Below are 26,071 nucleotides of genomic sequence, written 5' to 3'. Positions count from 1 at the left end.
ACAGGACCGAGCGGGCGGCGCCTACAGGGCGCTGCCCGCTTTCCACTGGTCCCACGGCACGTTCCAGTCGCCGTAGCCGTTCCCCGCGGCCACCGTCTCCGTGGAGCCCGTGACGCGGATGACGTCCCCGGGGATCACCTCTTCGTAGAAGCGCTGTGCCGTGCCGTCCGTGGCGAGGCCTATGCAGCCGTGCGTCACGTTGGTGTTCCCCGCGAACGTGTTGGCCTTGGGGTTCTGGTGCAGATACGTGCCCGACGTCGTCAGGTGCACCGCGTAGTCGTAGTAGCCCTTGTACGCGTCTCCGTAGCCGACGGTCCGGGAGTCCATGAGGACGCGGCGCTGCTTGTCGGAGACGACCATCGTGCCGTTCCAGGTGTCCATGCCCGGGGCGCCCGCCGTGATCGGCACGCGGCGCGTGGTCCCGGCCTTCACCACCGTCATGGTGTGCTGGCGCACGTCCACCGTGGCCACGAGGGAGCGGCCCACCGTGACAGTCCTGTCGATGGCCTTGCCCGCCCGGACGGTGATCTTCGTGCCGGGCTTCCAGTAGGTCTCGGGGCGGTAGTCGATCCGCTGGCCCTCGTGCAGGTTGCGGTCCTTGACCCAGCTCCAGGAGCCGGTCGTGCCGTTGTCCGTGGTGACCTTCAGGCGCCTCTCCACCGCCGCGCGCTCCGCCGCCGGGACGGGCCGCGCGAACGTCACCGACACCGGCATGCCGACGCCGACCGTCTGGCCGTCGAAGAGGTTGACCTTGGCGCCCTCGCGCAGCGCCGCGGGCAGCGGCTTCGCGCGCGGGGACGGCTTCGCGGCCGGGGCCGCCGCGGCGGGCCCGCCGCCCTTGCCGTCGCTCGTGCCGCCCGCGTCGCCCTCGCCGCCGCCGACGCCGCAGCCCGCGAGCAGCAGGGCGCCGAGCGCCGCCGCGGCTCCCCTGCGCCCCCAGATCCGGGTGTTGCCCCTGGCCTGCTCGCTGCCCCTGTTTCCGCTGTTTCCCATGGTCAACAGAGCCCCCCTGTGTGGTGTGCTTCGATGTACGCGACCTGTACGCACGCCAGGGGCCACCGGGTTGCATGCCGTGCGAGAAACTTTTCGGGACGGTTTTCGGGACCCTCGGGGGCGGCATGACGGAGGACGAGTTCGACGCGTTCTACGCGTCGGCGTTCCCCCGCGTCGTCGGCCAGGTCTACGCCTTCACCGGCGACCACGGGCAGGCCCAGGACGTCGTCCAGGAGGCCTTCGTCCGCGCCTGGGACCGGCGGCGCGACTTCCTCGCCACTCAGGCGCCGGAGGCGTGGATCCGCACGGTCGCCATGCGCCTCGCGGTCAGCCACTGGCGGCGGGCCCGGCGCTGGCTCGACCTGGTGCGCCGCACCCCGCCGCCCGAGCACGCGCCAGGGCCTGGGCCCGAACACCTCGCCCTCGTGCACGCCCTGCGGCAGCTTCCCGACGCGCAGCGCCTCGCGATCGTGCTGCACCACCTGTGCGACCTCAGCGTGGAGGAGGTGGCCGCCGAGACCGGTGCCCCCTCGGGGACGGTCAAGGCCCGCCTCTCGCGCGGCCGCGCGGCCCTCGCCCGGATCCTCTCGGCCGACGAGAACGACGCCCTCGGCGGGCCGCCCAGCGCGAAGGAGACCGGCCGTGTCCGATGACCTGTCCCGCGAGCCGTCCGCCCCCGAACCGGCCGTACCGGAGCTGTCCGTCCCGGAGCCGTCCGCCCCGGAGCTGGCCGCCCCCGGACTGTCCGCGTCCCTGCGCTCGCTCGCCGCGAGCGGTGCGGCGCCCGCGCCCGTGGCCGGGGCCCAGGTCCGCCGCCGGGCCGTGGCCCGGCGGCGGCGCCGGCACACCGCCCTCGCGGGCGGCGCCGCCGTCGCCGTGGCCGCCCTCGCGTTCGGCCTCACGGGCGCCCTCGGCGGCGGCTCCGACGCCCGGCCCGCGCCGCCCGCCGCCCCCAGCACGCGCTCCGCCGCGCCCGCCGCCACCGTCGACCTCGGCGCGCGCACGCTGACCCTGGACGGGCGGCGCGTGCCCGTCTCCTCCGGGAACGCCTCCCACCCGACCGCGACCGGCCGCATGACGGTCGTCGCCAAGCACCGCGTGAAGAGGCTCACCAGTGAGTCGGTGGGGCTCGGGGACGAGTACGACGTGCGGTTGCCGTGGGTGGTGGAACTGCGGGGGCCCGACGGGCGGGCCAACTTCCTCGTCGCGATGACGTACGCGGAGGGGGCGCCGGGTACGCGCGACGCCACGCGGGGGTCCATCGGGCTTCGCTCTGCGGATGCCCGGTGGGTGTACGGGCGGCTGTCGCCGGGGGCGGTCGTGACGGTGCGGCGCTAGGCCCTGCCGGGGGCTCCCCAATCCCGCCCCTTCCCGAAACCAGGGGCTGCCGCCCCTGGACCCCGCCCATCGCGCTGCGCCCTCGTCCTCAAACGCCGGACGGGCTGAGAAACACAAGTGTGGGGCGGCTCCAACCGGAGCCGCCCCTTGGCGCGTCTTCAGAGTGTGAGGCCGTCAGCCCCAGCCGGTGTCGTTGTCATCCCCCATGACGTCTCTCCCCCGTAACGAGTCGGATCGTGCGGTGAGTGGTTCGGGACACTTCGATGGTGCCTTGCAACTCGCCCGAATTAAAAGGGATTTATGGCGTCATAGGTCAGCTGGGACGTCCTCGGGACCGGTCTGAGACATTCCGCGCTCAGGCCACCGCCGCCTCGTCCAGGCGCGCGAGGACCGCCGACACCGTCTGATCCACCGTCAACTTCGAGCTGTCCAGCCACAGTCCGATGCGCGGGGTCTCGGCGCGCAGGCCGTTGTCGAGGGCCTCGACGGTCCACTCGCCGTAGCCGGTCTTGGCGCGGCCGGCCTCGCGGGCGGCGACCGCTCCGGGGCGCGGGGCGAGGACGACGACGTACAGGGGGCGGGTCCGGATCGAGTCGACGTAGCGCTTCAGCTCGGGGCCGAGGACGACGTCCTGGACGATCGCGGTGAAGCCCGCGGCGGCGTACGCGTCGGCCGTGGCCGCCGACAGGCCGTAGCGGAGCCGCAGTTGGGCCTCGGCCTCGCCGCCCGCGCCGGGCTCGTACTCCTCGCGGCCGGAGACGATCATGCGCCGGAACACGTCGCCGCGCACGTGCGCGGCGCGCGGAAGCCGCTCCGCGAGGGCCTGCGCGACCGTGGACTTGCCCGCCGCCATGATGCCGGTGATCAGGATGACGCCCGTACCCGTGTGTGCGTTCACACGCGCGAACGTATCGCAGGGCGGGCCCGGCGCTCCTCCCCTTTTCCGGTGAGCGGAACGCGGCTCAGGCCAGTTCCGCCCCCACCGCGGCCTGCGGCCGGATCGGCAGCCGGTTCACGGGACGGCCCGTCGCCGCCCGCACCGCGGACGCGATCGCCGCCGGGGACGTGACCACCGGCACCGCGCTGGCCGCCTTCGCGCCGAAGGGGGCGACGACGTCGCGCTCCTCGACGAGCTTGACGATGCGGATGTCCGGCGCGTCCAGGGACGTCGGCAGGGCGTAGCCCGTCAGGTCGGGGTGGCGGACGATGCCGCGCGGGGTGCGGAGGTTCTCGGTGAGCGCCGCGCCGAGGCCCTGGGTGACGCCCGCCTCGATGCGGACCCGCAGCTGCGCGGGGTTGAGGATGCGGCCGACGTCCTGGGCGACCGCCAGCTCCACCACCCGGACCGAGCCGAGCTCGATGTCCACGTCCACCACCGCGCGGATCGCGCAGAAGGCCATGCCCACGAAGGCGTCGCCCTGCCCGTCGGCGTCGAGCGGCTCGGTGGGGTGCGGGCGGCACTGGGCCGTGGCCCACAGCTCCTTGCCCTCCATCGCCTCCTCCACGGTGGTGGAGAGGACGCCGTCGTACGAGGTGATCTTGCCGTCGGTGATCTGGAGCAGCTCGGTGGACATGCCGAACTTGTGCGCCAGGGGCTGGAGCAGCTGGGTGCGGACCATCTTCGCGGCCCGCTCCACCGCGCCGCCCGACACCCAGGTGTGGCGGCCGTGGCAGCTCGGGCCCGACGGGGGCTGGTCGGTGTCCACGGGGGCCACGCGCACGTCGTCGATGCCGAGGGTCTCCTGGACGATCTGGCGGGCGAGCGTCGTGAAGCCCTGGCCGGTCTCGACGGCCGCGCAGATGACCGTCGCCACGCCGTCGTGGACCTTCACGGTGGCCGTGGAGACCTCGTCGGTGCCCTCCGCGCCGAGCAGCTGGACCATGCCGAGGCCGTAGCCGACGCCGCGCCTGACGGCGGCCGGTTCGCCCGCGCCCTCCAGGCCCCCGGGCAGCAGCCACTCCTCCGGCGGGGTGTCCTTCGGCAGCTCCGGCAGCGGGAAGTCCCGTACGGCGGTGAGGAGTTCGGCCGTCGGGGCCGGACACGTCACGGTCTGTCCCGTGGGCAGGACGTCGCCGGTCGCCATCGCGTTGCGCAGGCGCACCTCGGCCGGGTCGACGCCCAGCTTCTTGGCGAGCTTGTCCATCTGCGCCTCGTACGCCGCGCAGACCTGGAAGGCGCCCTCGCCGCGCACGTGCCCGGACGGCGGGTTGTTCGTCCGCACCACCCAGCCCTCGATGAAGGCGTTCGGGACGACGTAGGGGCCGCAGGCGAAGGACACGGCGGCGGCGAGCACCTGCGCCGAGGTGTCCGCGTACGCGCCCCCGTCGAGCAGGATCTGCGCCTCCACCTTCACCAACTTGCCCTCCGCGTCCGCGTGGTGGCGGTAGCGGAGCAGCGTCGGGTGGCGGTGGGCGTGGCCGAGGAAGGACTCCTCGCGGGTCGCGGTGAGCTTGACCGGGCAGCCCGTCTTCAGCGCGAGCAGGCCGAGCGGCAGCTGGAAGCCCGGGTCCTCGCGGTCGGCGGTGGCACCGGGCACGCCGGTGACGACGACCTTCACCAGGTCCTGCGTGAGGCCGTACACGAGCGCCGCCCGGTCGCGGTCGCCGTGCGGGTCGGTCGAGGCGACGTACAGCTCGACGCCGCCGTCCGGGCGCGGCACCGCGAGGCCCGCCTCCGCGCCGATCGGCGCCGGGTCCTGGCGGCCGATGCGGTACAGGCCCTCGACGACGACCTCGCCGGTCGCCTCCGGGTCGCCGTGGCGCAGCGGGATGTGCCGGATCAGATTGCCGTCCGGGTGCAGCGGCGGCGCCTCGAAGGCCTGCTCCGGGTCGGTGACCGGGTCGAGGGCCTCGTACTCGACGATGATCGCGGCGGCGGCCATCCGCGCGGTGTCCGGGTGGTCGGCGGCGACGGCGGCGATGGGCTCGCCGTGGTGGCGCACCACCTCGGAGGCGAACACCGGCCGGTCGGCGCTCCCCCGGCCGTGCCGGGGCGCGCCCGGCACGTCCTCGTGCGTGATGACGGCGCGCACGCCCGGCAGCTCGCGGGCGTGGGTGGTGTCGATGGACACCACGCGCGCGTGCGCGTGCGGGGAGCGCAGGACGGCCGCCCACAGCAGGCCCTCGGCCCACAGGTCGGAGGCGTAGGGGAAGGTGCCCTCCGTCTTGGCCCTGATGTCCGCCGACGGCAGCGAGGAGCCGATGCCGTGCGGCAGTTGCTCGGCCCCTCCGGGGGAGGTGACGGCTTCGTTGGTCACGCCGGTCACGCCTGGTCTCCGTCCTGCCCGTACGGGTCCGCCTGGTGCGGGATGCGCGTCTGCCCGGCGGCCTGCTCGTCCTGCTCCTGCTCGGCGGCGCCCTTGGCCGCGCGCTCGGCGACGACGTCGCGCACCGCGTCGAGCACGCCGCGGTAGCCCGAGCAGCGGCACAGGTTGCCGCACAGGGCGCGGCGGGTCTCCAGTTCGCTGGGGGCGGGGTTGCCCTCAAGGAGGTCGTGCAGCGTCATGGCCATGCCCGGGACGCAGAAGCCGCACTGCACGGCACCGCAGTTGGCGAGCGCCCGCTGGACGTCGGAGGGCTGCCCGTCGGCGGCCAGGCCCTCGACGGTGCGCACCTCGCTGCTCGCGGTGGTCGCCGCGGGCACCAGGCAGGAGGCCACGAGGCGGCCGTCCACCTGGACGTTGCAGGCCCCGCACTCGCCCTGCGAGCAGCCGTCCTTGGCGCCCGCGAGGCCGAGCCGCTCACGCAGCACGTACAGCAGCGACTCGCCGATCCAGGCGTCGGTGACGGGCCGGTCGGCGCCGTTGACGCGCAGGACGTAGGAGACGAGGGGGTGTTCGTCGTGAAGGGGCTGCGGCTCGGCCTCGGGCTGCTGGGCCTCGGGCCGCTCGACCTCGGGCCGCTCGGCCTCCGGCTGCTCCGTCTCGGCTTCCGGCTGCTGCTCGGGCTCAGGCGCGGACTCGGGAACGGGCTCGGGCTCAGGCTCCGGCTCCGGCTCGACCGCGACCTCAACCGGAGCGGCCGCCTCCGGCTCGGGGACGGGCTCCGGCTCCGGCTCGGGGGCCGGGGCTTCGACGAGCCCCTCGGGAGCAATGACTTGCTCCTCCTGGATAGAGCGTTCTACTGCGACCTGAGCTTCCGTCGGCGCCGGGGCCTCGGCCACCACGGGGGCGGGCTCCGGCTCCGCCGCCGCCTCCTCCGGCGCGCCGCCCCGGGGACCGAGCGACCCGTCCGGGCGCCGCTCGACGACGAACAGCTTGGCGGTCCGCTCGAAGGGAGTCTCCTCGACGGCGGGCGGCTCCACGACCGGCTCCATGACCGGCTCCGTGACCGGCTCCATGACCGGCTCCACGACCGGCTCAGCGGGAGGCTGCTCGGCCGCGAGCGCCGACGCCCAGGGCGCGGGCGCGCCCCCCGGCAGCGTCGCGGGCGGCGTACCGCCCCACTGCTGCGCGAGCGACGACGCCGTGAACTCGCCCGATTCGTCCGGAAGATCACCATCCGCGACGGGGATCGACCACTGCCCGGTCACGTCGTGGGCGGCGGGCGCGTGCGGGTGCCCCGGAGCGGGCTGCCGCTCCGGCGTCACCGCCTCCGGGAAGGTCCACTGGCCGGTGGCCCGGGGATCGTAGGCGTCCTGCACGTGCTGCTCGTACGGGTCGTGCGGGGTGTGCGGGCCGTGCGGCTCGTGGACCGGCTCGTCGTACGCCTCGTGGAGCCCGGCTCCGGCCTGCGCGGCGGGGTCCGGCCAGCTCGCGACCGGCGCGTCGACGGTCGCGGGCGCGACACCGGTGATCTCCGGGGGCAGCACCCACACACCCGTGGCGGCCGGGTCGGTGGCGTCGGGGGCCGTCGGCGCGACCGTTATCTGCGGCGGCACGTAGCCGTGTCCGGGGGCGGCGAGCGGCGTGCTCACCGCGTCGACAGCACCCTCGGGGAGCTGCACGAACGCCGTGGCGTCGGCGTCGTACTCGCCCTGCGGGTGCGGCTGCCAGCCGCCGCCCGCCCCGTTCCTCTGAGCGTCGGTCACGACAGCGCCCTCCCCAGTGCTCGTCGGGCCAGCGCGGCGACGGTGCGCCGCAAGTGCAGTACGGCGGGCGGATGCGGCCGCTCGCTGCCGTCCTCGGCGGGCGGCTGGTCCGGGATGCACGCCGCGGCCACGTACTCACCGAACGCCGTCAGGGCCTCCGGTACGAGCCCGCGCTCGCCGTCCCAGTCGATGAGCCCGGCCACCCACTGCTCCGCCTCCAGGGGGCGCAGGGGCATGGGCGCGATCGCCCCCACCGCACACCGCACGCCCCGGCGCGCGGGGTCGAGGACCAGCGCGACGGACGCGATGGCGCGGCCGGGCCCGGTCCGCCCGGTGGCCTTCAGGAAGACCTGGGGGGCGTGCAGGAGCGGTACGCGGACGAATCCGATGAGTTCGCCGGGGTTCAGCATCTCCATGCCCGCGAGCAGGTGCGAGACCGGGACCTCACGGCGGGAGCCGCCGGGACCCACGATGATCAACACGGCTTCGAGCGCGGCGAGTACGGGCAGCGAGTCACCGGCGGGGGCGGCGGACGCGATGTTGCCGCCGAGGGTGCCCGCGTTGCGGATCTGCGGCGGTCCCGCGGCGCGCGCGGCCGCGGCGAGCGCCGGGATGAGCGCCGCGAAGTCGGGGCGTCCCATGCGCGCGTGCGTGAGTCCGGCGCCGAGCAGGGCGTGCCCGTCCTGGTACTGCCAGCCGCGGATCTCGCTGATGCGGCCGAGGCCGACGAGCGCGGCGGGGCGCAGCAGGCCGGCGTTGACCGACGACATCAGGTCCGTGCCGCCCGCGACGGGCACGGCGGCGGGCACGGCGGCGAGCGCCGCGACGGCCTCGTCGAGCGTGGCGGGCAGCGACACAGACTGCGCCCCCTGCGCCGCCCGCGGTGCGTGCGTGGTCAAAACCGGCTGCCCCTTCCCGATGGCCCGGCCGCTTGCGTGCCGTGCTCACCGTTACGCCTGTTCCGCCGTACGGTACGTGCTCACAACCCGGACGTGGCAACTCTGGCACATCTTCACCGGGGCCCGGCGCGGGGGTCCGCTAGGAGACGTTCGTCCGCAGACCTGGGGGATATGCCGTTTTCGCACTCCCTCGCCGGTCAGCGGGAATTGCCACTCTTCGGTCAGCCTTGTACGGCTTTCTCCTGGCGGCCCACAGTCGCAGGGCGGGCCGCCAGGAGCACGTGCGCGGGGCGGACCTCACACGATTGGGGGCGCCCCCTCGATCGGGCGTCCGAACACGCCGGGGCGCTGCTGCCAGGGCAGCGGGCCGCTCGGTGGGCGGTAGCCCACGCCGAGGGCGTCAAGTCGTGCGTAGTGGGCCGTCATTCGCTCCTCGAAGGCCGCGAAGTCGCGCTCGGCGGGCGCGGGGAGCTCGCTCCAGGCGACCTCGGAGAGCGCGGCGAGCCTGGGGAAGACCTGGTAGTCCACGCGCCCTTCGTTCTCCATCACCTCGGTCCACACGTTGGCCTGGGTGCCGAGCACGTGCCGGGCCTCGTCGGCGGTGAGCTTGTCCGGCACCGGCTCGAAGCGGTAGACGTCCTCCAGGGTGCGCACCCAGCCGATGGGCACCGGCTCGTCGGCGCCGCCGTGCTGACGGTGGTCCAGATACACGTGCTGCTCGGGGCACATGACGACGTCGTGGCCCGCCTTGGCCGCCGCGATGCCGCCGCTGTACCCGCGCCAGGAGGACACGGCCGCGCCCTCCGCGAGCCCGCCCTCCAGGATCTCGTCCCAGCCGATGAGCCGACGCCCGCGCGCGGCCAGCCACTTGTCGAAGTGCCGGATGAACCAGCTCTGCAGCTCGTCCTCGTTGCTGACCCCGAGCCGCTCGATGTTCTCCTGCGCGACCTGGGAGTCCTTCCACTGCTCCTTGGGGCACTCGTCGCCGCCGACGTGGATGAACGTCGACGGGAACAGCTCGAGGACCTCCTCGAAGACGCCTTCGTAGAAGCGGAGGGTGCCCTCGGTGGGCGCGAGCACGTTCGGCGTGACGCCCCAGTTGTCCCAGACGGTCAGGGCGTTCGTGTCGATGACGTCGGCGTTGCCGAGTTCCGGATAGGCGGCGATGGCGGCCTGGGAGTGCCCCGGAACCTCGATCTCCGGTACGACGGTGATGTGCCGCGCCTCGGCGTACGCGACGATCTCGCGGATGTCGTCCTGGGTGTAGAAGCCGCCGTGCGGGTTCTCGTTCCACAGGTCCGACTGGCGGTGGCCCCACTTGGTGCGCGACCGCCACGCGCCCACCTCGGTGAGCCGGGGGTAGCGCTTGATCTCCAGGCGCCAGCCCTGGTCGTCGGTGAGGTGGAAGTGGAAGACGTTCAGCTTGTGCGCGGCGAGCAGGTCCAGATAGCGCAGGACCCCCTCCTTGGACATGAAGTGCCGCGACACGTCGAGCATCATGCCGCGCCAGCCGAACCGGGGGGCGTCCTCGACGACGCCCTCGGGGAGGGTGAGCGCGGCCTCCCCGGCGATCGGGGCCCGGCGGAACGCCTCCGGGCCGAGGAGTTGACGCAGCGTCTGAGCGCCCCAGAAGACGCCGGCCGGGCCGCCGCCGCGGAGTTCGACGCGGTCGGCGGTGACGGTGAGGCGGTACGCCTCGGCCGCCAGCTCGCCGCCCTCGTCGTCGACGCGCAGGACGATGGTGCCCGGCGCGGTCTCCGCGCCCGGCGCGAGCGGAAGTTGGAAGGCGGCGCCCAGCGTCGCGCGCAGCCAGCGCTCGGTGGACTCGGTGCCCGGGCCCGCCCAGAGCGTCGTCGACCCGTCGACGGTGAAGCCGGTGCCGCCCTGCGTGGCCTCGGCGCGCGCGGGCGCCGGGATCAGTTGCTCGAAGGTCATGGGGAGGAGGCTGCCACGGCATTGCACGGGGCAAAAGAGCCTTTGCGGCATATGCAACGGAGGCCGGCCCCTGGGCCCCGAACGGCCATCGGCGCCGCGCGCCTCGTCCTCAAACGCCGGACGGGCTGAACATCACCGTCGACCCGCCGCCGGAAGAGCCCGGACACGCGTGAGCCCCCGGCGCGCGGTCGAGCGCGGCGGGGGCCCACGGTGGTCGGCCGGGTCGGCGGGTGGCTACTTCTTGCCGCCGTCCTTGCCACCCTTGTCCTTGTCGCCGCCGGCGCCCATGGACTCGTAGATCTCCTTGCACATGGGACAGACGGGATACTTCTTCGGGTCGCGGCCGGGGACCCACACCTTGCCGCAGAGCGCCACGACGGGGGTCCCGTCGAGCGCGCTCGCCATGATCTTGTCCTTCTGGACGTAGTGCGCATAGCGCTCGTGGTCGCCGTCACCGTGCGACACCTGCGGCGTCGGCTCTACGAGGGTCCCCGTACCTGCCCCGCGCTCGGGCTCGGGCTCAAGAGTGCTCATAGGTGCCAAGGGTACTCACGCCCGGCGCGTCCTGGCAGCGCCTGCCGGCTCCGCGCGGACCACGCCCCGCCACCAGGTGCACGGCGAGGCCCAGGGCCGCGACCCCGGCCGCCGCCCAGGGCAGCGCGCCCGCGTCGAGCCCCGCCGACAGGGCGAGTCCCGCGACGCCCGAGCCGACCGCGCTGCCCAGGTAGAGGGCGGAGTTGTTGAGGGCGAGGGCCACCGTGCCGCGCTCGGCGCCGATCGCCAACAGGCGGTGCTGCTGCGGCACCTGGAAGGCCCAGCCCGCCGCGCCCCAGACCACGAGCGCGGGAAAGGCCGCGGCACCCAGGAGCGGAAGAGACGCTTCCGATACGACCAGGAGCGCGGTCACGCCCGTCACCAGGGCGAGCACCCGGCCCGTACGGTCCACGAGCGGACCCGCGAGGACGCTGCCGAGCACCCCGCCGATGCCCCACGCCCACAGGTACGGCGCCACGTCGCCCTCGCCGACGTCGCCCACCGCGTCCAGGACCGGCGCGAGATAGGTGTACAGGCCGAGGCTCGACACGGCTCCCAGGAAGGACACGCTCACCACGGGAAGGACGGCCCGGTCGGTCAGCGCCCCGAGCCGCGCCCGCACCGGCACGGCGGGCGGGGCGGGGATCTCGGGCAGGCCCACCGCGAGGCCCGCGAGCGCGACCGCGCCGAGCCCCGTCACGAGCCACATGGTCGACCGCCACGAGGTGTGGTCGGCGAGCAGCACCCCGAGGGGCACGCCGAGCACCGTGCCCGAGCTCATCCCGCCCATCACCAGGGCGAGCGCCCGGCCGCGCTTCTCGGGTCCGGCGAGCGTGGCGGCGGCCGCCGTGGAGAGCGCCGAGTACACCCCGGCCCCCACGCCCGCCACCGCACGGGAGACGAGGAGCACCGCGAGACCCGGCGCGAGCGCGGTCAGCGCGTTGCCCACGGTGAACACGGCGAGGGCGGCGATGAGCAGCACCCGCGGCCGTGCCCCGGCGAACAGGCCCGCGACGAGCGGCGCGCTCACCGCGTACGCGAGCGTGAAGACGGTCACCATCTGCCCGGCGAGGGACACGGTCGTGCCCAGATCGTCCGCGACGACGGGCAGCAGGCCCGCCATCACATACGCGTCGAGCCCCAGCGTGAAGGCCCCCAGCATCAACAGCCAGATCTTCCGCACGGGTCACCAGCTCCCTTCGTTCCCGGTCGGTCGTCGTCCGGACGGAAACGTAGGCAGTCTCCGGTTCGACGGGGAAATGCCCGCCACGGTGCGTTTATGCTCGGGCGGCATGGATGACTTGGGTCCCCTCGACAGCGTGGAACTGCGGCATCTGCGGGGCTTCCTCGCCGTCGCCGACGAGCTGAGCTTCACGCACGCCGCGGCCGCGCTCGGCATCGGCCAGCCCGCGCTCACCCGGACCGTGCGGGCCCTGGAGGAGGCCGTCGGCACCCGCCTGCTCGACCGCACCACGCGCCGCGTGGAGCTCACCGAAGCCGGGCGGCGCCTGCGCGACGAGCTCGCGCCGCTGCTCACCCGCCTCGACGCCACGCTGCGCGCCCCGGGGGCGGGGCGTCCGGTGCTGCGGCTCGGCTTCACCTCGATGCTGCCGGAGGCCTGCGGACCGCTCACCACCGCGTTCAAGGAGTCGTCCGGCGCCGTGGTGCGCCTGGTGCGCCGGGACGAGCCGCTGGCCGGGCTCACCGCGGGCGCCTGCGACGTGGCGGTGGTCCGCGGCGAACTGCCGCCCGGGGCCGAGGTGCGCGGCCGGGTGCTGCTGCGCGAGCCGCGCGTCGCCGTCGTGGCCCGCGGCTCCCAGGCCCTCGCGGGCCGCCGCGTCGTGGACTGGGCGGAGCTCGCCGCGCACCCGCTCGTCGTGAACACCGTCACCGGCACCACGCGCCCCGACCTGTGGCCCGCGGACCGCCGCCCCCGGCTCGCCTGCACCGCCGACAACTTCGACGAGTGGCTGGAGGCCGTCGCCGCCGACCACGGCGTCGGCGTCGCCCCGGAGCCGGTGGCCCGCCGGTACGCCCACCCGGGCCTGCGCTATCTGCGCCTGAAGAACGCGCCGCCGGTCACCGTGCACCTGGCCGTCCCGGCCCGCGACCCGCACCCGCTCGCCGAGCGGTACCTGCGGGAGTGCGCGGAGCGCCCGGCCGCCTGACCGGGGCCGCCCGACCGGGCCGCCTCCCCGGCGGGCACCGGGTCAGTTCAGGGACGGGTCGTCCGGATACGTCGCCACCATCGCGAGCTCGCTGCGCTGGCGCCGCAACACGGACCGCCACAGCCGCTCCGGGTCGGGCGAGGAGACGTCACCCGGCTCGGACTCGACCACGTACCACGCGCCCTCGACCAGCTCGTCCTCCAGCTGGCCCGGGCCCCAGCCCGCGTACCCGGCGAAGATCCGCAGGGAGCCGAGCGCGGCGGCGAGCAGCTCCGGCGGGGCCTCCAGGTCGACCAGGCCGATCGCGCCGTGCACCCGCCGGAAGCCGATGGGGTCGTCGCGGCCCCGGCGCCGCCGGGAGTCCGCCGCCTCGTCGCCGGGGATCACCGCGACGCCGAGCGCCGAGTCGAGGGAGACCGGGCCGCCCTGGAAGACGACGCCCGGCGCGCCCGCGAGCTCGCCCCAGCCCTCCAGGATGTCGCCGACGCCCACCGGTGTCGGGCGGTTGAGGACCACGCCCAGGGAGCCCTCCTCGTCGTGGTCGAGGAGCAGCACCACCGCACGGTCGAAATTGGGGTCCGACAGGGTCGGCGTGGCCACGAGCAACCGCCCTGTGAGCGAGGACACCTCGGTCATGCCAGACATGATCCCGCATCTTGGGCTCGCGCGGGGAGGCAATGGGCCTACGGAAGTGCGCCCAGTTCAGGGCGTACGCGGGCGGCTCGGACGGCGCACGGGGAAGGTGACCCTGAGCGTCCGGTTCCGCACGGTTCGTGTTGTAGCGGACTCATGACGTGCTTGTGCCCCCTCGGACCTACGGACGGGGGGCGGGCGGCCATTACGCTTTCCCTTTGATCCCCCCGTCCACCTCATCGGAACGCGAGATTCATGACCGTCACCGGCACCCAAGACGTACTGCTTGTCCACGGCGGAACCCCGCTGGAGGGTGAGATCCGTGTCCGCGGAGCGAAGAACCTCGTGCCCAAGGCCATGGTCGCCGCGCTGCTCGGCAGCGCGCCGAGCCGCCTGCGCAACGTTCCCGACATCCGCGACGTCCGTGTCGTACGCGGCCTGCTGCAGCTGCACGGCGTGACGGTCCGTCCGGGTGAGGAGCCGGGCGAGCTGGTGCTCGACCCCTCGCATGTGGAAAGTGCGAACGTCGCGGACATCGACGCGCACGCGGGCTCCTCGCGGATCCCGATCCTGTTCTGCGGCCCGCTCCTGCACCGCCTCGGCCACGCCTTCATCCCGGGCCTCGGCGGCTGCGACATCGGCGGCCGGCCGATCGACTTCCACTTCGAGGTGCTCCGCCAGTTCGGCGCGACCATCGAGAAGCGCGAGGGCGGCCAGTACCTGGAGGCCCCGCAGCGCCTGCGCGGCACCAAGATCCGGCTGCCGTACCCCTCCGTGGGCGCCACCGAGCAGGTCCTGCTCACCGCCGTGCTCGCCGAGGGTGTGACGGAGCTCTCGAACGCCGCGGTCGAGCCGGAGATCGAGGACCTGATCTGCGTCCTGCAGAAAATGGGCGCGATCATCGCCATGGACACGGACCGGACCATACGGATCACCGGTGTCGACAGCCTCGGCGGCTACAACCACCACGCCCTCTCGGACCGTCTGGAAGCCGCCTCCTGGGCCTCCGCGGCCCTGGCGACCGAAGGCAACATCTACGTCCGCGGCGCCCAGCAGCGCTCGATGATGACCTTCCTGAACACGTACCGGAAGGTCGGCGGCGCCTTCGAGATCGACGACGAGGGCATCCGCTTCTGGCACCCGGGCGGCTCGCTCAACGCGATCGCCCTGGAGACGGACGTGCACCCCGGCTTCCAGACCGACTGGCAGCAGCCGCTGGTCGTCGCCCTGACGCAGGCCGCGGGCCTCTCCATCGTCCACGAGACGGTCTACGAGTCCCGCCTCGGCTTCACCTCGGCGCTGAACCAGATGGGCGCCCACATCCAGCTCTACCGCGAGTGCCTGGGCGGCTCCGACTGCCGCTTCGGCCAGCGCAACTTCCTGCACTCCGCGGTCGTCAGCGGCCCCACGAAGCTGCAGGGCGCCGACCTGGTCATCCCCGACCTGCGCGGCGGCTTCTCGTACCTGATCGCGGCCCTTGCCGCGCAGGGCACCTCCCGTGTGCACGGCATCGACCTGATCAACCGGGGCTACGAGAACTTCATGGACAAGCTCGTGACGCTCGGGGCGAAGGTCGAGCTTCCGGGCAGCTCGGCGCTGGCCTAGCCAGGCGCCCCGAAGGGGCGCGGGGAACTGCACGCCCAGCCGCGACGGCGCCGCAGACGAAAACACCACAGCACCACGCCAAAGGGGCGGCCACCCGAACCGGGTGGCCGCCCCTCGCTGGCTGAAGGCTACTTGCCCTTCGCGGCTTCCTTGAGCTTGCTGCCCGCGGAGACCTTGACGCTGAAACCGGCCGGGATGTTGATCGGCTCGCCGGTCTGCGGGTTGCGGGCGGTGCGAGCGGCACGGTGGGTGCGCTCGAAGGTCAGGAAGCCGGGGATGGTGACCTTCTCGTCGCCCTTGGCAACGATCTCGCCGACGGTCTCGGCGAACGCGGCCAGCACGGCGTCGGCGTCCTTGCGGGTCACCTCGGCGCGGTCGGCCAGCGCGGCCACCAGCTCACTGCGGTTCATGTTTGTACTCCCGTGTTCTTCTTGCCGTTGAGGCGTGCCACGCGGCGGAGCCGCATGTTAGGCAACAGCGAAGCCGATGCTGCCAGGGTCTCGGTCAGGCCCAGGACCCGGGTCTTGGTCAGACCCTCGCGCCCAGAGACGCATCCTGCCCCCACCTGCGGCGGGAAAGCCAATCCGGCACCCCTGGGAGTCACACGAAAAGCGCCCATTTCGTCAAGGTGCCTCGAAATGGTGACGCTCCGTCCGCTCCCGGCGCCGTGCCGCAGGGCGTGCGGGCCTGGTCAGGGCGGCGCGGGCCCGCAGGCCCGTGCCCAGCCACCCTAAAGGCCCGCTGAGGGCGGTGTTCCACGACGCGCCGTGCTGACGCGCCGTGGCACCTGTCACAAGTGGGAAAAGCGGCTCAGCCCGCCGCGCCCACGGCCTTGGCCGCGGTGCGCACCGCCCCGGCCACGGCTCCCGCGACCTTGTCGTTGAAGACGCTCGGGATGATGTAGTTCGGGTTGAGCTCGTCCTCGGTCACCACGTCCGCGAGGGCGGTGGCGGCGGCCAGCATCATCTCGGTGTTGACCGTGCGCGACTGGGCGTCGAGCAGGCCGCGGAAGACGCCGGGGAAGACCAGGACGTTGTTGATCTGGTTCGGGAAGTCCGAGCGGCCGGTAGCCACGACCGCGGCCGTCTGCCGGGCGATGGCCGGGTCGACCTCCGGGTCGGGATTCGCGAGCGCGAACACGATGGCGCCATCGGCCATGGCCGCGACGTCCTCGGCGCCGAGCACGTTCGGCGCGGAGACGCCGATGAACACGTCGGCGCCGCGCACGGCCTCCTTGAGGGTGCCGGTGATGCCCTCGGGGTTGGTGTTGTCGGCGATCCAGCGCAGCGGCGAATCGGCGGCGGCGTCCACCAGGTCCGCGCGGTCGGCGTGCACGACGCCGTGGATGTCGGCGACGACCGCGTGCTTGACGCCCGCGGCGAGCAGCAGCTTCAGGATGGCCGTACCGGCCGCGCCCGCGCCGGACATGACGACCCGTACGTCACCGATGTTCTTGCCGACCACGCGCAGGGCGTTGGTCAGCGCGGCGAGCACGACGATCGCGGTGCCGTGCTGGTCGTCGTGGAAGACGGGGATGTCCAGGGCCTCGCGGAGCCGGGCCTCGATCTCGAAGCAGCGGGGCGCGGAGATGTCCTCCAGGTTGATGCCCGCGAAGCCCGGGGCGATGGCCTTGACGATCTCGACGATCGCGTCGCTGTCCTGGGTGTCCAGGCAGATCGGCCAGGCGTCGATGCCCGCGAAGCGCTTGAAGAGGGCGGCCTTGCCCTCCATGACGGGCAGCGCGGCCTTGGGGCCGATGTTGCCGAGGCCGAGGACGGCCGAGCCGTCCGTCACGACCGCGACGGAGTTGCGCTTGATGGTGAGGCGGCGGGCGTCCTCGGGGTTCTCGGCGATCGCCATGCACACGCGGGCCACGCCCGGGGTGTAGACCATGGAGAGGTCGTCGCGGTTGCGGATGGGGTGCTTGGACGCCATCTCGATCTTGCCGCCGAGGTGCATCAGGAACGTACGGTCGGAGACCTTGCCGAGCGTGACGCCCTCGATGCCGCGCAGCTTCTCGACGATCTCGTCGGCGTGCGCGGTGGACGTCGCGGCGATCGTGACGTCGATGCGCAGCTTCTCGTGGCCGGACGCCGTGACGTCGAGGCCGGTGACGGAGCCGCCGGAGGACTCCACGGCCGTGGTCAGCTGGGAGACCGCGGTTCCGCTCGCGGGCACCTCCAGCCTGACCGTCATCGAGTAGGAGACGCTGGGCGCCGTTGCCATGGCGGACTTCCTCTGCTTTCACCTTGTAGCTGTTGCCGTCCGATGGTCGCACCTACCCCTGAGTACGTGGTAGCCGCCCCGGATTGAGAACGTTTTGTTCACCGTATTTTTGGAAAACCACTTCCACCATACGAGAAGCGGCAGGGTCCGGGGAAGGGGCACGCGGGTCGGGGGCAGGCAAGAGGAGGCAAAGGAAAAGGTCCGCGTCACGGATGACGCGGACCTCTTCTCACGTTGAGTGACACCGACCCGCCATGCTCGCCTCGCGGCAAGTGGTCGCTCGTAGCGACGAAGGTTGGGCCCGGGGGCTTGGATCGAGCCGGTGCCACATCAACGGTAACAAACGAATCCCGTAAGGCAATTCCCGTAGCAGGGGGTCATTCCCTGAGCAGGTCCGGCACGCCGCCCGCGTCCGGCTCGTCGCGCTCGCCCGACAGGACCGTGAGCTGCTGGGTGGCACGGGTCAGCGCCACGTACAGGACGCGCAGCCCCGCCGGGGACTCGTCGGCGATCTCCGCGGGCGAGACCACGACCGTCGCGTCGTACTCCAGGCCCTTGGCCTCCAGGCTGCCGAGCGCGACGACGCGCTCGCCGAGCCCGGCGAGCCAGCGGGCCGCCTGGTCGCGGCGGTGCATGGCCACGACGACGCCCACCGTCCCCTCGACCTCGTCGAGCAGCCGGGCCGCCTCCTCGCGCACGGACCCGCCGAGGTCCTTACCCCGGACCACGGCGAAGCGCGGCGCGACACCCGTGGAGCGCACGGCGGACGGGGACTCGGAGCCGGGCATGGCCAGGGCGAGCACCTTGGCGGCGAGGTCGGCGATCTCGGCCGGGTTGCGGTAGTTGACGGTCAGCGTGAAGCGGCGGCGCGGGCGGGTACCGAGGGCCTCGTCGCGGGCCGCGGCGGCCTCGTCCGGGTCGGACCACGACGACTGCGCCGGGTCGCCCACGACCGTCCAGGTGGCGTGGCGGCCGCGGCGGCCCACCATGCGCCACTGCATCGGCGTGAGGTCCTGCGCCTCGTCGACGATGACGTGCGCGTACTCGGTGCGCTCGGCGGCGAGCCGCTCGGCGCGCTCGCGCTGGGACTCCTCGCGCACCGGCATCAGCTCGTCGAGGCCGGTGAGCTGGTCGAGCGGGTCGAGGTCGCGCTTCTTCTTCGGCCGCGCCGGGGTGCCGAGGATCGCCTGGAGCTCGTCCAGGAGCGCGATGTCGTGCACGGAGTACGCCTCGCGGCGCAGGGAGCGGGCCAGCTTGCGCACCTCGCCCGGGTTGAGCACCCGGCGCGCCCAGCGGCCGAGGCGCTTCTCGTCGGCCATCGCGCGCAGCACGCCGCGGGGGGTGAGCACGGGCCACCACGCGTCCAGGAACGCGATGAACGCGTCCTCGGTGCTGACGTCGTCGTCGAACGACGAGCGGAGTTCGGCGGCGAGTTCGGGGTCGCTGTGGCGCCCGGCCGCGCCCGACTTGTCCCAGAGGGCGTCCAGGAGGAGCTTGCGGGCCCGGGGGCGCAGCAGGTTGACCGGGGCGGTGCCGCCGAGCGCGTTGCGCCTGATGCGGGCGAGGTCACCCGCCTCCAGCTCCAGGCGGCGGCCGAAGGCCACCACGCGCAGGCGGGTGAGGCCGCTCGCCGCCTGCGGGGGACCGTCGGCCGGGACCGCGAACAGGGCGTCCTCGTCAGGAGCCGGGAAGAGGGCGTCCTCCTCAGGGGCCGGGGCAGGCACCGGCGGGGTCTCCAGGGCCCCTCGCGCCGCCTTGCGGAGGATCTTCAGCATGCGGGACGAGCCCTTGACGCGGGCCACCGCCGGGGAGTCGTAGACCGTGGCGTCCACGCCGTCGACGAGGGAGCCGACCGCGCGGATGGCGACCTGGCCCTCCTCGCCGAGGGACGGCAGGACGCCCTCCGTGTAGGCGACCAGGAGGGGGGTCGGCGAGACGATGAGGATGCCGCCCGCGTAGCGGCGGCGGTCCTGGTAGAGGAGGTACGCGGCGCGGTGCAGCGCGACCGCCGTCTTGCCGGTGCCCGGACCGCCCTCGACGTACGTCACGGACGCGGCGGGGGCCCGGATCACCAGGTCCTGCTCGGCCTGGATGGACGCCACGATGTCCCGCATGGTGTGGCTGCGGGCCTGCCCGAGCGCGGCCATGAGCGCGCCGTCGCCGACGACGGGCAGCGCCTCGCCGTTCAGGTACGCCGTCAGCTCGGGGCGCATCAGGTCGTCCTCGACGCCGAGGACCTTGCGGCCCTTGGAGCGGATGACGCGCCGGCGCACGACCCGGCCGGGGTCCACGGGCGTGGAGCGGTAGAAGGGCGCGGCGGCGGGCGCGCGCCAGTCGATGACCAGCGGCGAGTAGTCCGCGTCGAGGACGCCGATGCGGCCGATGTGCAGGGTCTCGGCGATGTCGGCCCGCTGGCCCGACTCGTCCTCGCGGACCACGCCCTCGGCGGGTTCGACCGCCGTGTAGGCGCCGTCCGGGCCCTTCTTGCCGTCCTTGCCGAGCAGCAGGTCGATGCGGCCGAAGAGGAAGTCCTCGAACTCGTTGTTGAGCCGGTTGAGGTGGATGCCCGCGCGGAAGACCTGCGCGTCGCGCTCGGCGAGCGCGCCCGGCGTACCGACCTGAGAACGCTGGGCGGCGTCGTTCATCAGGAACTCGGCCTCGTGGATCTTCTCCTCCAGGCGGCGGTAGACCTGGTCGAGGTGTTCCTGTTCGACGCTGATCTCGCGGTCGCGTACGTCGGCCACCGGGGCCCCTTTCAAGACGTGCTGCTGCTCGTGTTGAGCAGCCGTCCACCGTACGCGAAAGGGGCCCCGCTTGTGCAGTCTCGTGCGCCGTCCGTCGCCGGGCCGTGACCCGGGGCGTTGCTGGTCAGGGCGGTGGCCGGGGTCCTGAGGGCCTCAGACGTCCACCGACACGAGGCGCTCGCCGTCGAACGTGGTGACCTCGAAGCGGTCGATGTCGGCGCGGTCGAAGGCGGCACCGCCGTGGACGTACAGCGGATTGCGGGCCCATTTGTTCGAACTGTCCTTGATGCCGTAGCCCCACTTGGGCACGGACCAGGACGACACGGTCTCGCGCTTGCCGTCCTTGCCGACGGCGACGAGGGAGCACTTCAGCGGGCCCTTGACGTTCTTCAACTCCAGGACGGTGTGGGTGCCCCAGGCCTTCTTCTCCGTGCCGACCGTGGCGGTGACCTTGGTCGTGGGGTCGGTGGCGGTGGTCTTCTCCTCCATGTGGTGGAAGAAGGCGTCCTCGGCGGGCGAGGTCGGGTGCGGGTCGACCGCCACCGGCCGCTTCGAGCCGTCGTCACCGCCGTCGGCCACGACGACCGCGAGGGGCCCGCCGATGATCAGCGCGGCCGCCGCCGCGACCAGGTACAGGCCGCGCCTGCGCCGCCGCGCGCGCCGGTCGGCGACCTCGTCCACGAGGCGTTCGGCGAGGCGCGGGCTGGGCCGGGCGGCGAGCTGTTCGCCGAGTTCGGGCAGGCCGCGCGGCCGGGGCACGGCCGCGTCGGGGCCCGCGGGCGCCCCGAGCGCACCGCGCGCGCCCGGCAGGTCCGCGAGGGCGGCAAGCATCGGCTCCATGCCGGAGAACTCCTCCAGCTGCCGCGCGCAGATCTCGCAGCCCGCCAGGTGGACCTCGAACTCGGTGGCCTCCGCGTCGTCCAGGATGCCGAGGGCGTAGGCGCCGACGGTCTCGTGCACCGCGCCGGGACCCTGCGGGTCGTGGTCACCCCGGTCATGGCCGTGTGCGTCGTACGGCGTACTCATGCCGTCACCCCCCGCTCCTCCAGAGCCAGCTTCATCGAGCGCAGCGCGTAGAAGACCCGCGAGCGCACCGTCCCACTGGGTATGCCCAGCGTCTCGGCCGCCTCATTGACCGTACGCCCTTTGAAGTAGGTCTCGACAAGTACCTCCCGGTGCGCGGGAGTCAGGTCCTCCAGCGCGTCCGACAGCGTCATCAGCCACAGCGCCTTATCGATCTCGTCCTCCGCGGGGATGACCTCCAGCGGCGACGGGTCGACCTCCTGCGGCCGGGCCTGCCGGCTGCGGTGGCCGTCGATGACGATGCGGCGCGCGACCGTCACCAGCCAGGGGCGTACCGAACCGGTCGCACGGTTGAGCTGACCGGCGTTCTTCCAGGCACGGATGAGCGTTTCCTGTACGACATCTTCGGCGCGCTGCCGGTCTCCCGCCACAAGGCGGAGCACATAGGCGAGAAGTGGACCGGCGTGCTCGCGGTACAGCGCGCGCATCAGCTCCTCGTCCGGTTCCGGCACGGGCTCCGCGCGATGTCGGTGCGGGCGTTCATCGGCCACGGCGGAATCCTTGCGCACGTCTGCCTCCGGTGTCCGCGGTTCGTCCGGGCTGCCCGACTGTGCGATCTCTGGGCTGCCGCGATGGGTGGTCGGTTGCCTGCGAGCCGTCCTCGGCCGGTCGCGCAGTTCCCCGCGCCCCTTCGGGGCCCTGCCGAACCGCGCGCCGGCTGGTCATCATGGACGTACGGACGGAGCGGGGGATGTGTTCAGGCGCCGGAGGGGTTTTCGTCGCTCACGCGGGCGCGAGCCCCGCCGCCCGCCGCCGGTGCCGGGCGACCCGCTCCCGGTTGCCGCACACCTCGCTGGAGCACCAGCGGCGCCGGTGCCCCCGTGACGTGTCGAGGTAGACGATGGGGCAGCTGTCGCCCGCGCACCGGCGGAGCAGCGGGCGGGCCACCGGGTCGGTGAGCAGTTCGACGGCGTCGCGGGCGACGGCGGCGAGCAGCGCGGCGCGCCCCGGAGCGCCGTGCAGGGCGCGGGTGAGGCTGCCGTCGGCGTGGCGGACGGCGCGCGGGGCGGGCGGGGCCGCCGCGGCAAGGGCGTTCACGCGGGCGAGCGCGGCGTCGGCGGGCCGTCCCGCCAGCTCGCCGCCGACCAACCGGTCGATGTGGCCGCGCAGTTCGCGGAAGCCCGCGAGCCAGTCCTGGCCGGCGTCCGGCAGCGGTGTGCCCGGCGGGACCAGGCCCGCCCCGGTCAGCCAGGCGCACAGCCGGTCCACGTCGTCGAGCCGTTCCACGGGGTGGGTCGTCGCGAGGAGGTCGAGGCAGCTCCGGCCGGAGTCGAAGCGCAGCTCGCCGTACGCGACCTTGTGCGGGGTCTCCTGAGGGGCCTCCTGGGGGGCCGCACTCAACGCCATGCGGGTGTCACCGCCTCGGGGTCACCGGTGAGTTCGGGGGGCCGTTCCGGTGCGTGCCGACGTGCGGGTGCGCGTCGCCGTCACGCTCGTCCGTACGCCCGTCCGTACTCCTACAGTGCCCGTCCTGGCGCGGGTCCGGAACCCCTGCCACCACGCGCGGACGCCACTGTGGCAGGAGACGGCCGCGCCGCGGGCCGAAGACGCGCGCTTATGCCGGTGCGCTCGTCGGCCATGGCCGGGGCGGCGGCGGGCGGCTTGACTCGATGCCATGACGAACCACGGCACACCCCACGCCCCGCGCCCAGGCCGGTCCTCCGGCGGCGTCACCCTGGGCGCGGCAGCGCTCACCACGGGCCTGATGGCCGGATCCTTCTACGTCTTCGCGTGCGCGGTGATGCCCGGCCTCGCCCGCAGCTCGGACCGCGCGTACATCGAGGTCATGCAGCACATCAACGACGTCATCCAGAACCCGGTGTTCTTCTTCGGCTTCGTCGGGGCGCTGCTGAGCACCGGGCTCGCGGCGTGGCGGCTGCGGCGCACGCCGCTGCGGTGGTGGGTGCTCGGCGCCCTGGCCGCGTACGCGCTCGCGTTCGTGCTCACCGCCGTGGTGAACGTGCCCATGAACGACGACCTCGCCGCGGCGGGCGACCCGGCGCGGATCGCCGATCCTGCGGCCGTGCGCGCGGACTTCGAGGACCCGTGGGTGGCGTGGAACATCGTGCGGGCGGTCCTGTGCACGCTCGCGTTCGGCCTGCTCGGCCGGGCGCTCGTGCTGCGCGGGCGGCTCCTGGGCGCCCCGGCTCAGAGCCCGTACTTGGACCCGGCCGCCGGGTCGAGCGCGAGCCGGTAGCCCCGCTTGACCACGGTCTGGACGAGCTTGGGCACGCCGAGTGCCGTGCGCAGCCGGGCCATGGCGGTCTCGACGGCGTGTTCGTCGCGGCCCGCGCCCGGCAGCGCCCGCAGCAGTTCGGCGCGCGCGACCACCCACCCGGGCCGCCGCGCGAGCGAGCGCAGCAGCGCCATCCCCGCGGGCGGCACGGCCCGCAGCTCGCCGTCGACCAGGACCGCGTGCCCCCTGATCTCCACCCGGTGCCCGGCGACCGGCAACGTCCGGGCCCGCGCGGGCAGTTCCTGGCACAGCAGCTGCACGAGCGGGCCGAGCCGGAACCGCTCCGGCTGCACGGTGTCCACGCCCAGGCCCTGGAGCGGCAGGGCGGTCACCGGGCCCACGCAGGCCGCGAGCACGTCGTGCGCCAGGGCGGCGCGCAGCTCCCCGGCCATCCCCCGGTCATCGGCCCGCGCGAGCAGGGATGCGGCGGCGGGCGCGCTGGTGAAGGTGAGCGCGTCGACGCCGCGCGTCACGGCCGCGTCGAGCAGCCGGTCCACGGGCGCGAGGTCGGCGGGCGGCAGCCACCGGTACACCGGTACGAGGACGACGTCCGCTCCCCCGGCCCGCAGCGCCTCCACGAAGCCGGGCAGCGGTTCGCCGTGCAGCTGGAGCGCGACGCGGCGCCCCGAGACGCCCTCGGCGAGCAGCCGGTCCAGGACCTCCGCCATCGACTCCGACGACGGCGACCAGTGCTCGACGAGGCCCGCGGCCCGCACGGCGCCCTTCACCTTCGGCCCGCGCGCGAGCAGTTCGACCCCGCGCAGGCGCGCGAGCAGCGCCTCTCCGTGGCCCCAGCCGTCGGCGGCCTCCACCCATCCCCGGAAGCCGATGGCGGTGGTGGCGACGACGACGTCCGGCGCGTGGTCGATCAGCTCCTTGGTGGCGGCGAGGAGCCGCCCGTCGTCGGACAGCGGCAGGATCCGCAGGGCGGGCGCGTGCAGTACGGTGGCGCCGCGCCGCTGGAGCAGCGCGCCGAGCTCGTCGGCGCGGCGGGCGGCGGTGACGCCGACGGTGAACCCGGCGAGGGGACCGTGCTCGTGGATCACGTTCATGTGTGGCGTCCCGCTCGTAGTAGTGGCCCTGCCGTTGCCCGCCGCCCCGTCGTGGCCGTCTCCCCGGTTCCACGGGCCATCGAGCCTGCCAACGGCCGGTGACGGGACTGGATCACCGCGATGTCCGCCGTGTTACGTCACACCTCGGCGTACGACAGCTCCCGCTCGGCGCTCGCGGCGGCCACGGAGCGCGTGCGGGCGGCGGGCCGGCGAAGGTATACGGCCCAGGTGACCCCGAAGCACAGGGCGTAGAAGCCGAGGAAGGAGAGGTAGGCGGCGGTCCCCGAGCCGACGCTCAGGAACGACTGCCGGAAGGCCAGGTTGATGCCGAGCCCGCCGAGCGCGCCGACGGCCCCGATGAGCCCCATGGCGGCGCCCGAGAGCCGCCGCCCGTAGCGGTCGGCGTCGTCCCCGGTGAGCCCCTTGCGCAGGGCCTTGGCCTGGAAGATGCCCGGGATCATCTTGTACGTGGAGCCGTTGCCGAGGCCGCTGAGCACGAAGAGCACCACAAACGCGCCGGTGAACAGCCCGAGCGACTCCCGCACCGAGGCCAGGACGACGACGCCGGTGGCGGCGGCCATGGCGACGAAGTTCCCCAGGGTGATCCGGGCCCCGCCGTAGCGGTCGGCGAGCCGCCCGCCCACGGGCCGGATCAGCGAGCCGAGCAGCGGCCCGACGAAGGTGAGCTGCGCGGCCTCCAGCGGCGTCCGCCCGAACTGGGTCTGGAGCACGAGGCCGAAGGCGAAGCTGAAGCCGATGAACGACCCGAAGGTCCCCACGTACAGGAACGCCATGATCCAGGTGTGCGGGTCGCGCGCGGCCTGGCGCGCGGCGCCCGTGTCGTTGCGCACGGAGGCGATGTTGTCCATGAACAGGGCGGCGCAGACGGCGGAGACGACGACCAGCGGGATGTAGACGCCGAGCAGCAGGCGCGGCCCGCCGCCGGCCCCGATGACGGCCAGCGCGACGAGCTGCACGACGGGCACGCCGATGTTGCCGCCGCCCGCGTTGAGCCCGAGGGCCCAGCCCTTCTTCCGCAGCGGGAAGAAGGAGTTGATGTTGGTCATGGAGGAGGCGAAGTTCCCCCCGCCGATGCCGGTGAGCAGCGCGCACGCCATGAACGTGCCGTACGAGGTGCCGGGCTCCATGACGACGAACGCGGCCACGGTGGGCAGCAGCAGGAGGCCCGCCGCGATCACCGTCCAGTTCCGGCCCCCGAACCGGGCGACGGCGAAGGTGTACGGCACGCGCACGACGGCGCCCACGAGCGTGGCCATCGACACCAGGAAGAACTTCCCCGCGGGGTCGATGCCGTACTCCGGCCCCATGAACAGCACCAAGACCGACCACAGGGTCCACACCGAGAACCCCACGTGCTCCGAAAGGACCGAGAACACCAGGTTCCGCCGGGCGACGCGCTCCCCCTCCCGCGCCCAGAACCCGTCGTCCTCCGGATCCCACCGCTGGATCCACCTGCTCCCTTTGCCCCACACCTTCATGTCAAGCCTCCCCGGCCAACGACTGGTGATCCCGAAGGTAGGGACGGCGCGTTTCCGTCCCGTGGCGACGGATGACCGCGGGGGAACGTTGCTCTCA

General features: G+C 73.6%; 22 protein-coding genes. 5 read left to right on the top strand and 17 right to left on the bottom strand.

The window, feature by feature from the left end; translation table 11 throughout:
• Positions 1-21 precede the first annotated feature (21 nt).
• Positions 22-993, bottom strand: a complete 972-nt coding sequence (locus IG74_RS0123415) for a L,D-transpeptidase (protein ID WP_078868984.1) — start codon at positions 991-993, stop codon at positions 22-24.
• A 125-nt stretch (positions 994-1,118) separates the two neighbouring features.
• Between IG74_RS0123415 and IG74_RS0123410 the strand changes: the two genes are divergently transcribed.
• Entirely contained in the window at positions 1,119-1,646 is a 528-nt protein-coding gene (locus IG74_RS0123410) for a SigE family RNA polymerase sigma factor (RefSeq protein ID WP_030680714.1), read from the top strand.
• Entirely contained in the window at positions 1,636-2,331 is a 696-nt protein-coding gene (locus tag IG74_RS0123405) for a L,D-transpeptidase (protein ID WP_051855191.1), read from the top strand. Before IG74_RS0123410 ends, IG74_RS0123405 begins: the two co-directional genes overlap by 11 nt.
• A 355-nt stretch (positions 2,332-2,686) precedes the next feature.
• Here IG74_RS0123405 and IG74_RS0123400 read toward each other — a convergent pair whose 3' ends face one another.
• The 7 genes from IG74_RS0123400 to IG74_RS0123370 form a co-directional block, all read right to left on the bottom strand.
• On the bottom strand, positions 2,687-3,229 hold the full coding sequence (locus IG74_RS0123400; protein WP_267885588.1) for an AAA family ATPase: 543 nt from the start codon (positions 3,227-3,229) through the stop codon (positions 2,687-2,689).
• 64 nt (positions 3,230-3,293) lie between these two features.
• Positions 3,294-5,588, bottom strand: coding sequence for a xanthine dehydrogenase family protein molybdopterin-binding subunit (locus IG74_RS0123395; RefSeq protein ID WP_030680707.1), 2,295 nt, complete (start codon positions 5,586-5,588; stop codon positions 3,294-3,296).
• Between the two features lie 5 nt (positions 5,589-5,593).
• Entirely contained in the window at positions 5,594-7,360 is a 1,767-nt protein-coding gene (locus tag IG74_RS0123390) for a 2Fe-2S iron-sulfur cluster-binding protein (protein WP_037825938.1), read from the bottom strand.
• Entirely contained in the window at positions 7,357-8,259 is a 903-nt protein-coding gene (locus IG74_RS0123385; RefSeq protein ID WP_030680701.1) for an FAD binding domain-containing protein, read from the bottom strand. Before IG74_RS0123385 ends, IG74_RS0123390 begins: the two co-directional genes overlap by 4 nt.
• Positions 8,260-8,556: 297 nt before the next feature.
• Positions 8,557-10,194 carry a beta-N-acetylhexosaminidase gene (locus IG74_RS0123380; RefSeq protein ID WP_030680698.1) on the bottom strand — a complete coding sequence of 546 codons (1,638 nt, stop codon included), beginning with the start codon at positions 10,192-10,194 and terminating at the stop codon, positions 8,557-8,559.
• A gap of 234 nt (positions 10,195-10,428) precedes the next feature.
• Positions 10,429-10,728 (bottom strand): DUF3039 domain-containing protein, encoded by a 300-nt coding sequence (locus tag IG74_RS46090; protein WP_037825937.1) that lies wholly within the window; start codon positions 10,726-10,728, stop codon positions 10,429-10,431.
• Positions 10,715-11,911, bottom strand: a complete 1,197-nt coding sequence (locus IG74_RS0123370) for an MFS transporter (protein ID WP_030680692.1) — start codon at positions 11,909-11,911, stop codon at positions 10,715-10,717. The genes IG74_RS46090 and IG74_RS0123370 overlap by 14 nt, the downstream gene beginning before the upstream one ends.
• Positions 11,912-12,020: 109 nt before the next feature.
• Between IG74_RS0123370 and IG74_RS0123365 the strand changes: the two genes are divergently transcribed.
• Complete coding sequence (locus IG74_RS0123365; RefSeq protein ID WP_030680689.1) at positions 12,021-12,896, top strand: LysR family transcriptional regulator; 876 nt, start codon at positions 12,021-12,023, stop codon at positions 12,894-12,896.
• A gap of 42 nt (positions 12,897-12,938) precedes the next feature.
• Here the strand turns inward: IG74_RS0123365 and IG74_RS0123360 are convergent, their stop codons facing one another.
• On the bottom strand, positions 12,939-13,532 hold the full coding sequence (locus tag IG74_RS0123360) for a YqgE/AlgH family protein (RefSeq protein WP_030680685.1): 594 nt from the start codon (positions 13,530-13,532) through the stop codon (positions 12,939-12,941).
• 252 nt (positions 13,533-13,784) lie between these two features.
• Between IG74_RS0123360 and murA the strand changes: the two genes are divergently transcribed.
• A complete protein-coding gene (gene murA, locus IG74_RS0123355) occupies positions 13,785-15,134 on the top strand; it encodes a UDP-N-acetylglucosamine 1-carboxyvinyltransferase (RefSeq protein WP_030680683.1) in 1,350 nt (449 codons plus the stop codon).
• 128 nt (positions 15,135-15,262) lie between these two features.
• Here the strand turns inward: murA and IG74_RS0123350 are convergent, their stop codons facing one another.
• From IG74_RS0123350 to IG74_RS0123325, 6 genes are all read right to left on the bottom strand, one after another.
• Positions 15,263-15,544, bottom strand: coding sequence for an HU family DNA-binding protein (locus IG74_RS0123350; protein WP_030680681.1), 282 nt, complete (start codon positions 15,542-15,544; stop codon positions 15,263-15,265).
• A 400-nt stretch (positions 15,545-15,944) separates the two neighbouring features.
• The gene (locus tag IG74_RS0123345) at positions 15,945-17,360 is read right to left on the bottom strand and encodes an NAD-dependent malic enzyme (protein WP_030680679.1); all 1,416 of its coding nucleotides are present in this window, start codon (positions 17,358-17,360) and stop codon (positions 15,945-15,947) included.
• A gap of 377 nt (positions 17,361-17,737) precedes the next feature.
• A complete protein-coding gene (locus tag IG74_RS0123340) occupies positions 17,738-20,104 on the bottom strand; it encodes a HelD family protein (RefSeq protein ID WP_199818879.1) in 2,367 nt (788 codons plus the stop codon).
• Between the two features lie 153 nt (positions 20,105-20,257).
• The gene (locus IG74_RS0123335; RefSeq protein ID WP_030680673.1) at positions 20,258-21,130 is read right to left on the bottom strand and encodes an anti-sigma factor family protein; all 873 of its coding nucleotides are present in this window, start codon (positions 21,128-21,130) and stop codon (positions 20,258-20,260) included.
• Entirely contained in the window at positions 21,127-21,696 is a 570-nt protein-coding gene (locus IG74_RS0123330) for a sigma-70 family RNA polymerase sigma factor (RefSeq protein ID WP_030680670.1), read from the bottom strand. The genes IG74_RS0123335 and IG74_RS0123330 overlap by 4 nt, the downstream gene beginning before the upstream one ends.
• A 214-nt stretch (positions 21,697-21,910) precedes the next feature.
• Entirely contained in the window at positions 21,911-22,534 is a 624-nt protein-coding gene (locus tag IG74_RS0123325) for a CGNR zinc finger domain-containing protein (RefSeq protein ID WP_078868983.1), read from the bottom strand.
• Positions 22,535-22,802: 268 nt separating this feature from the next.
• Here IG74_RS0123325 and IG74_RS0123320 point away from each other — a divergent pair, with 268 nt between their 5' ends.
• Positions 22,803-23,384 (top strand): DUF1772 domain-containing protein, encoded by a 582-nt coding sequence (locus IG74_RS0123320; protein ID WP_030680665.1) that lies wholly within the window; start codon positions 22,803-22,805, stop codon positions 23,382-23,384.
• Here IG74_RS0123320 and IG74_RS0123315 read toward each other — a convergent pair.
• Entirely contained in the window at positions 23,336-24,475 is a 1,140-nt protein-coding gene (locus IG74_RS0123315; RefSeq protein WP_030680662.1) for a uroporphyrinogen-III synthase, read from the bottom strand. The two genes, IG74_RS0123320 and IG74_RS0123315, sit on opposite strands and share 49 nt — an antisense overlap.
• A gap of 137 nt (positions 24,476-24,612) precedes the next feature.
• Positions 24,613-25,974, bottom strand: coding sequence for a nitrate/nitrite transporter (locus IG74_RS0123310; RefSeq protein ID WP_030680659.1), 1,362 nt, complete (start codon positions 25,972-25,974; stop codon positions 24,613-24,615).
• Between the last annotated feature and the right edge of the window lie 97 nt (positions 25,975-26,071).

Source organism: Streptomyces sp. NRRL B-1347, assembly GCF_000720325.1.
Taxonomy (GTDB): Bacteria; Actinomycetota; Actinomycetes; order Streptomycetales; family Streptomycetaceae; genus Streptomyces.
The sequence above is the reverse complement of the archived record's forward strand: the minus strand, read 5'-3'. Positions and strand labels throughout refer to the sequence as shown.

What these genes read in the sequence shown, in the direction of transcription:
- IG74_RS0123415 (WP_078868984.1), bottom strand. Translation starts at nt 993, where the DNA reads ATGGGAAACAGCGGAAACAGGGGCAGCGAGCAGGCCAGGGGCAACACC.
- IG74_RS0123410 (WP_030680714.1), top strand. Translation starts at nt 1,119, where the DNA reads ATGACGGAGGACGAGTTCGACGCGTTCTACGCGTCGGCGTTCCCCCGC.
- IG74_RS0123380 (WP_030680698.1), bottom strand. Translation starts at nt 10,194, where the DNA reads ATGACCTTCGAGCAACTGATCCCGGCGCCCGCGCGCGCCGAGGCCACG.
- IG74_RS46090 (WP_037825937.1), bottom strand. Translation starts at nt 10,728, where the DNA reads ATGAGCACTCTTGAGCCCGAGCCCGAGCGCGGGGCAGGTACGGGGACC.
- IG74_RS0123365 (WP_030680689.1), top strand. Translation starts at nt 12,021, where the DNA reads ATGGATGACTTGGGTCCCCTCGACAGCGTGGAACTGCGGCATCTGCGG.
- IG74_RS0123360 (WP_030680685.1), bottom strand. Translation starts at nt 13,532, where the DNA reads ATGACCGAGGTGTCCTCGCTCACAGGGCGGTTGCTCGTGGCCACGCCG.
- murA (WP_030680683.1), top strand. Translation starts at nt 13,785, where the DNA reads ATGACCGTCACCGGCACCCAAGACGTACTGCTTGTCCACGGCGGAACC.
- IG74_RS0123350 (WP_030680681.1), bottom strand. Translation starts at nt 15,544, where the DNA reads ATGAACCGCAGTGAGCTGGTGGCCGCGCTGGCCGACCGCGCCGAGGTG.
- IG74_RS0123345 (WP_030680679.1), bottom strand. Translation starts at nt 17,360, where the DNA reads ATGGCAACGGCGCCCAGCGTCTCCTACTCGATGACGGTCAGGCTGGAG.
- IG74_RS0123335 (WP_030680673.1), bottom strand. Translation starts at nt 21,130, where the DNA reads ATGAGTACGCCGTACGACGCACACGGCCATGACCGGGGTGACCACGAC.
- IG74_RS0123325 (WP_078868983.1), bottom strand. Translation starts at nt 22,534, where the DNA reads ATGGCGTTGAGTGCGGCCCCCCAGGAGGCCCCTCAGGAGACCCCGCAC.
- IG74_RS0123320 (WP_030680665.1), top strand. Translation starts at nt 22,803, where the DNA reads ATGACGAACCACGGCACACCCCACGCCCCGCGCCCAGGCCGGTCCTCC.
- IG74_RS0123315 (WP_030680662.1), bottom strand. Translation starts at nt 24,475, where the DNA reads ATGAACGTGATCCACGAGCACGGTCCCCTCGCCGGGTTCACCGTCGGC.
- IG74_RS0123310 (WP_030680659.1), bottom strand. Translation starts at nt 25,974, where the DNA reads ATGAAGGTGTGGGGCAAAGGGAGCAGGTGGATCCAGCGGTGGGATCCG.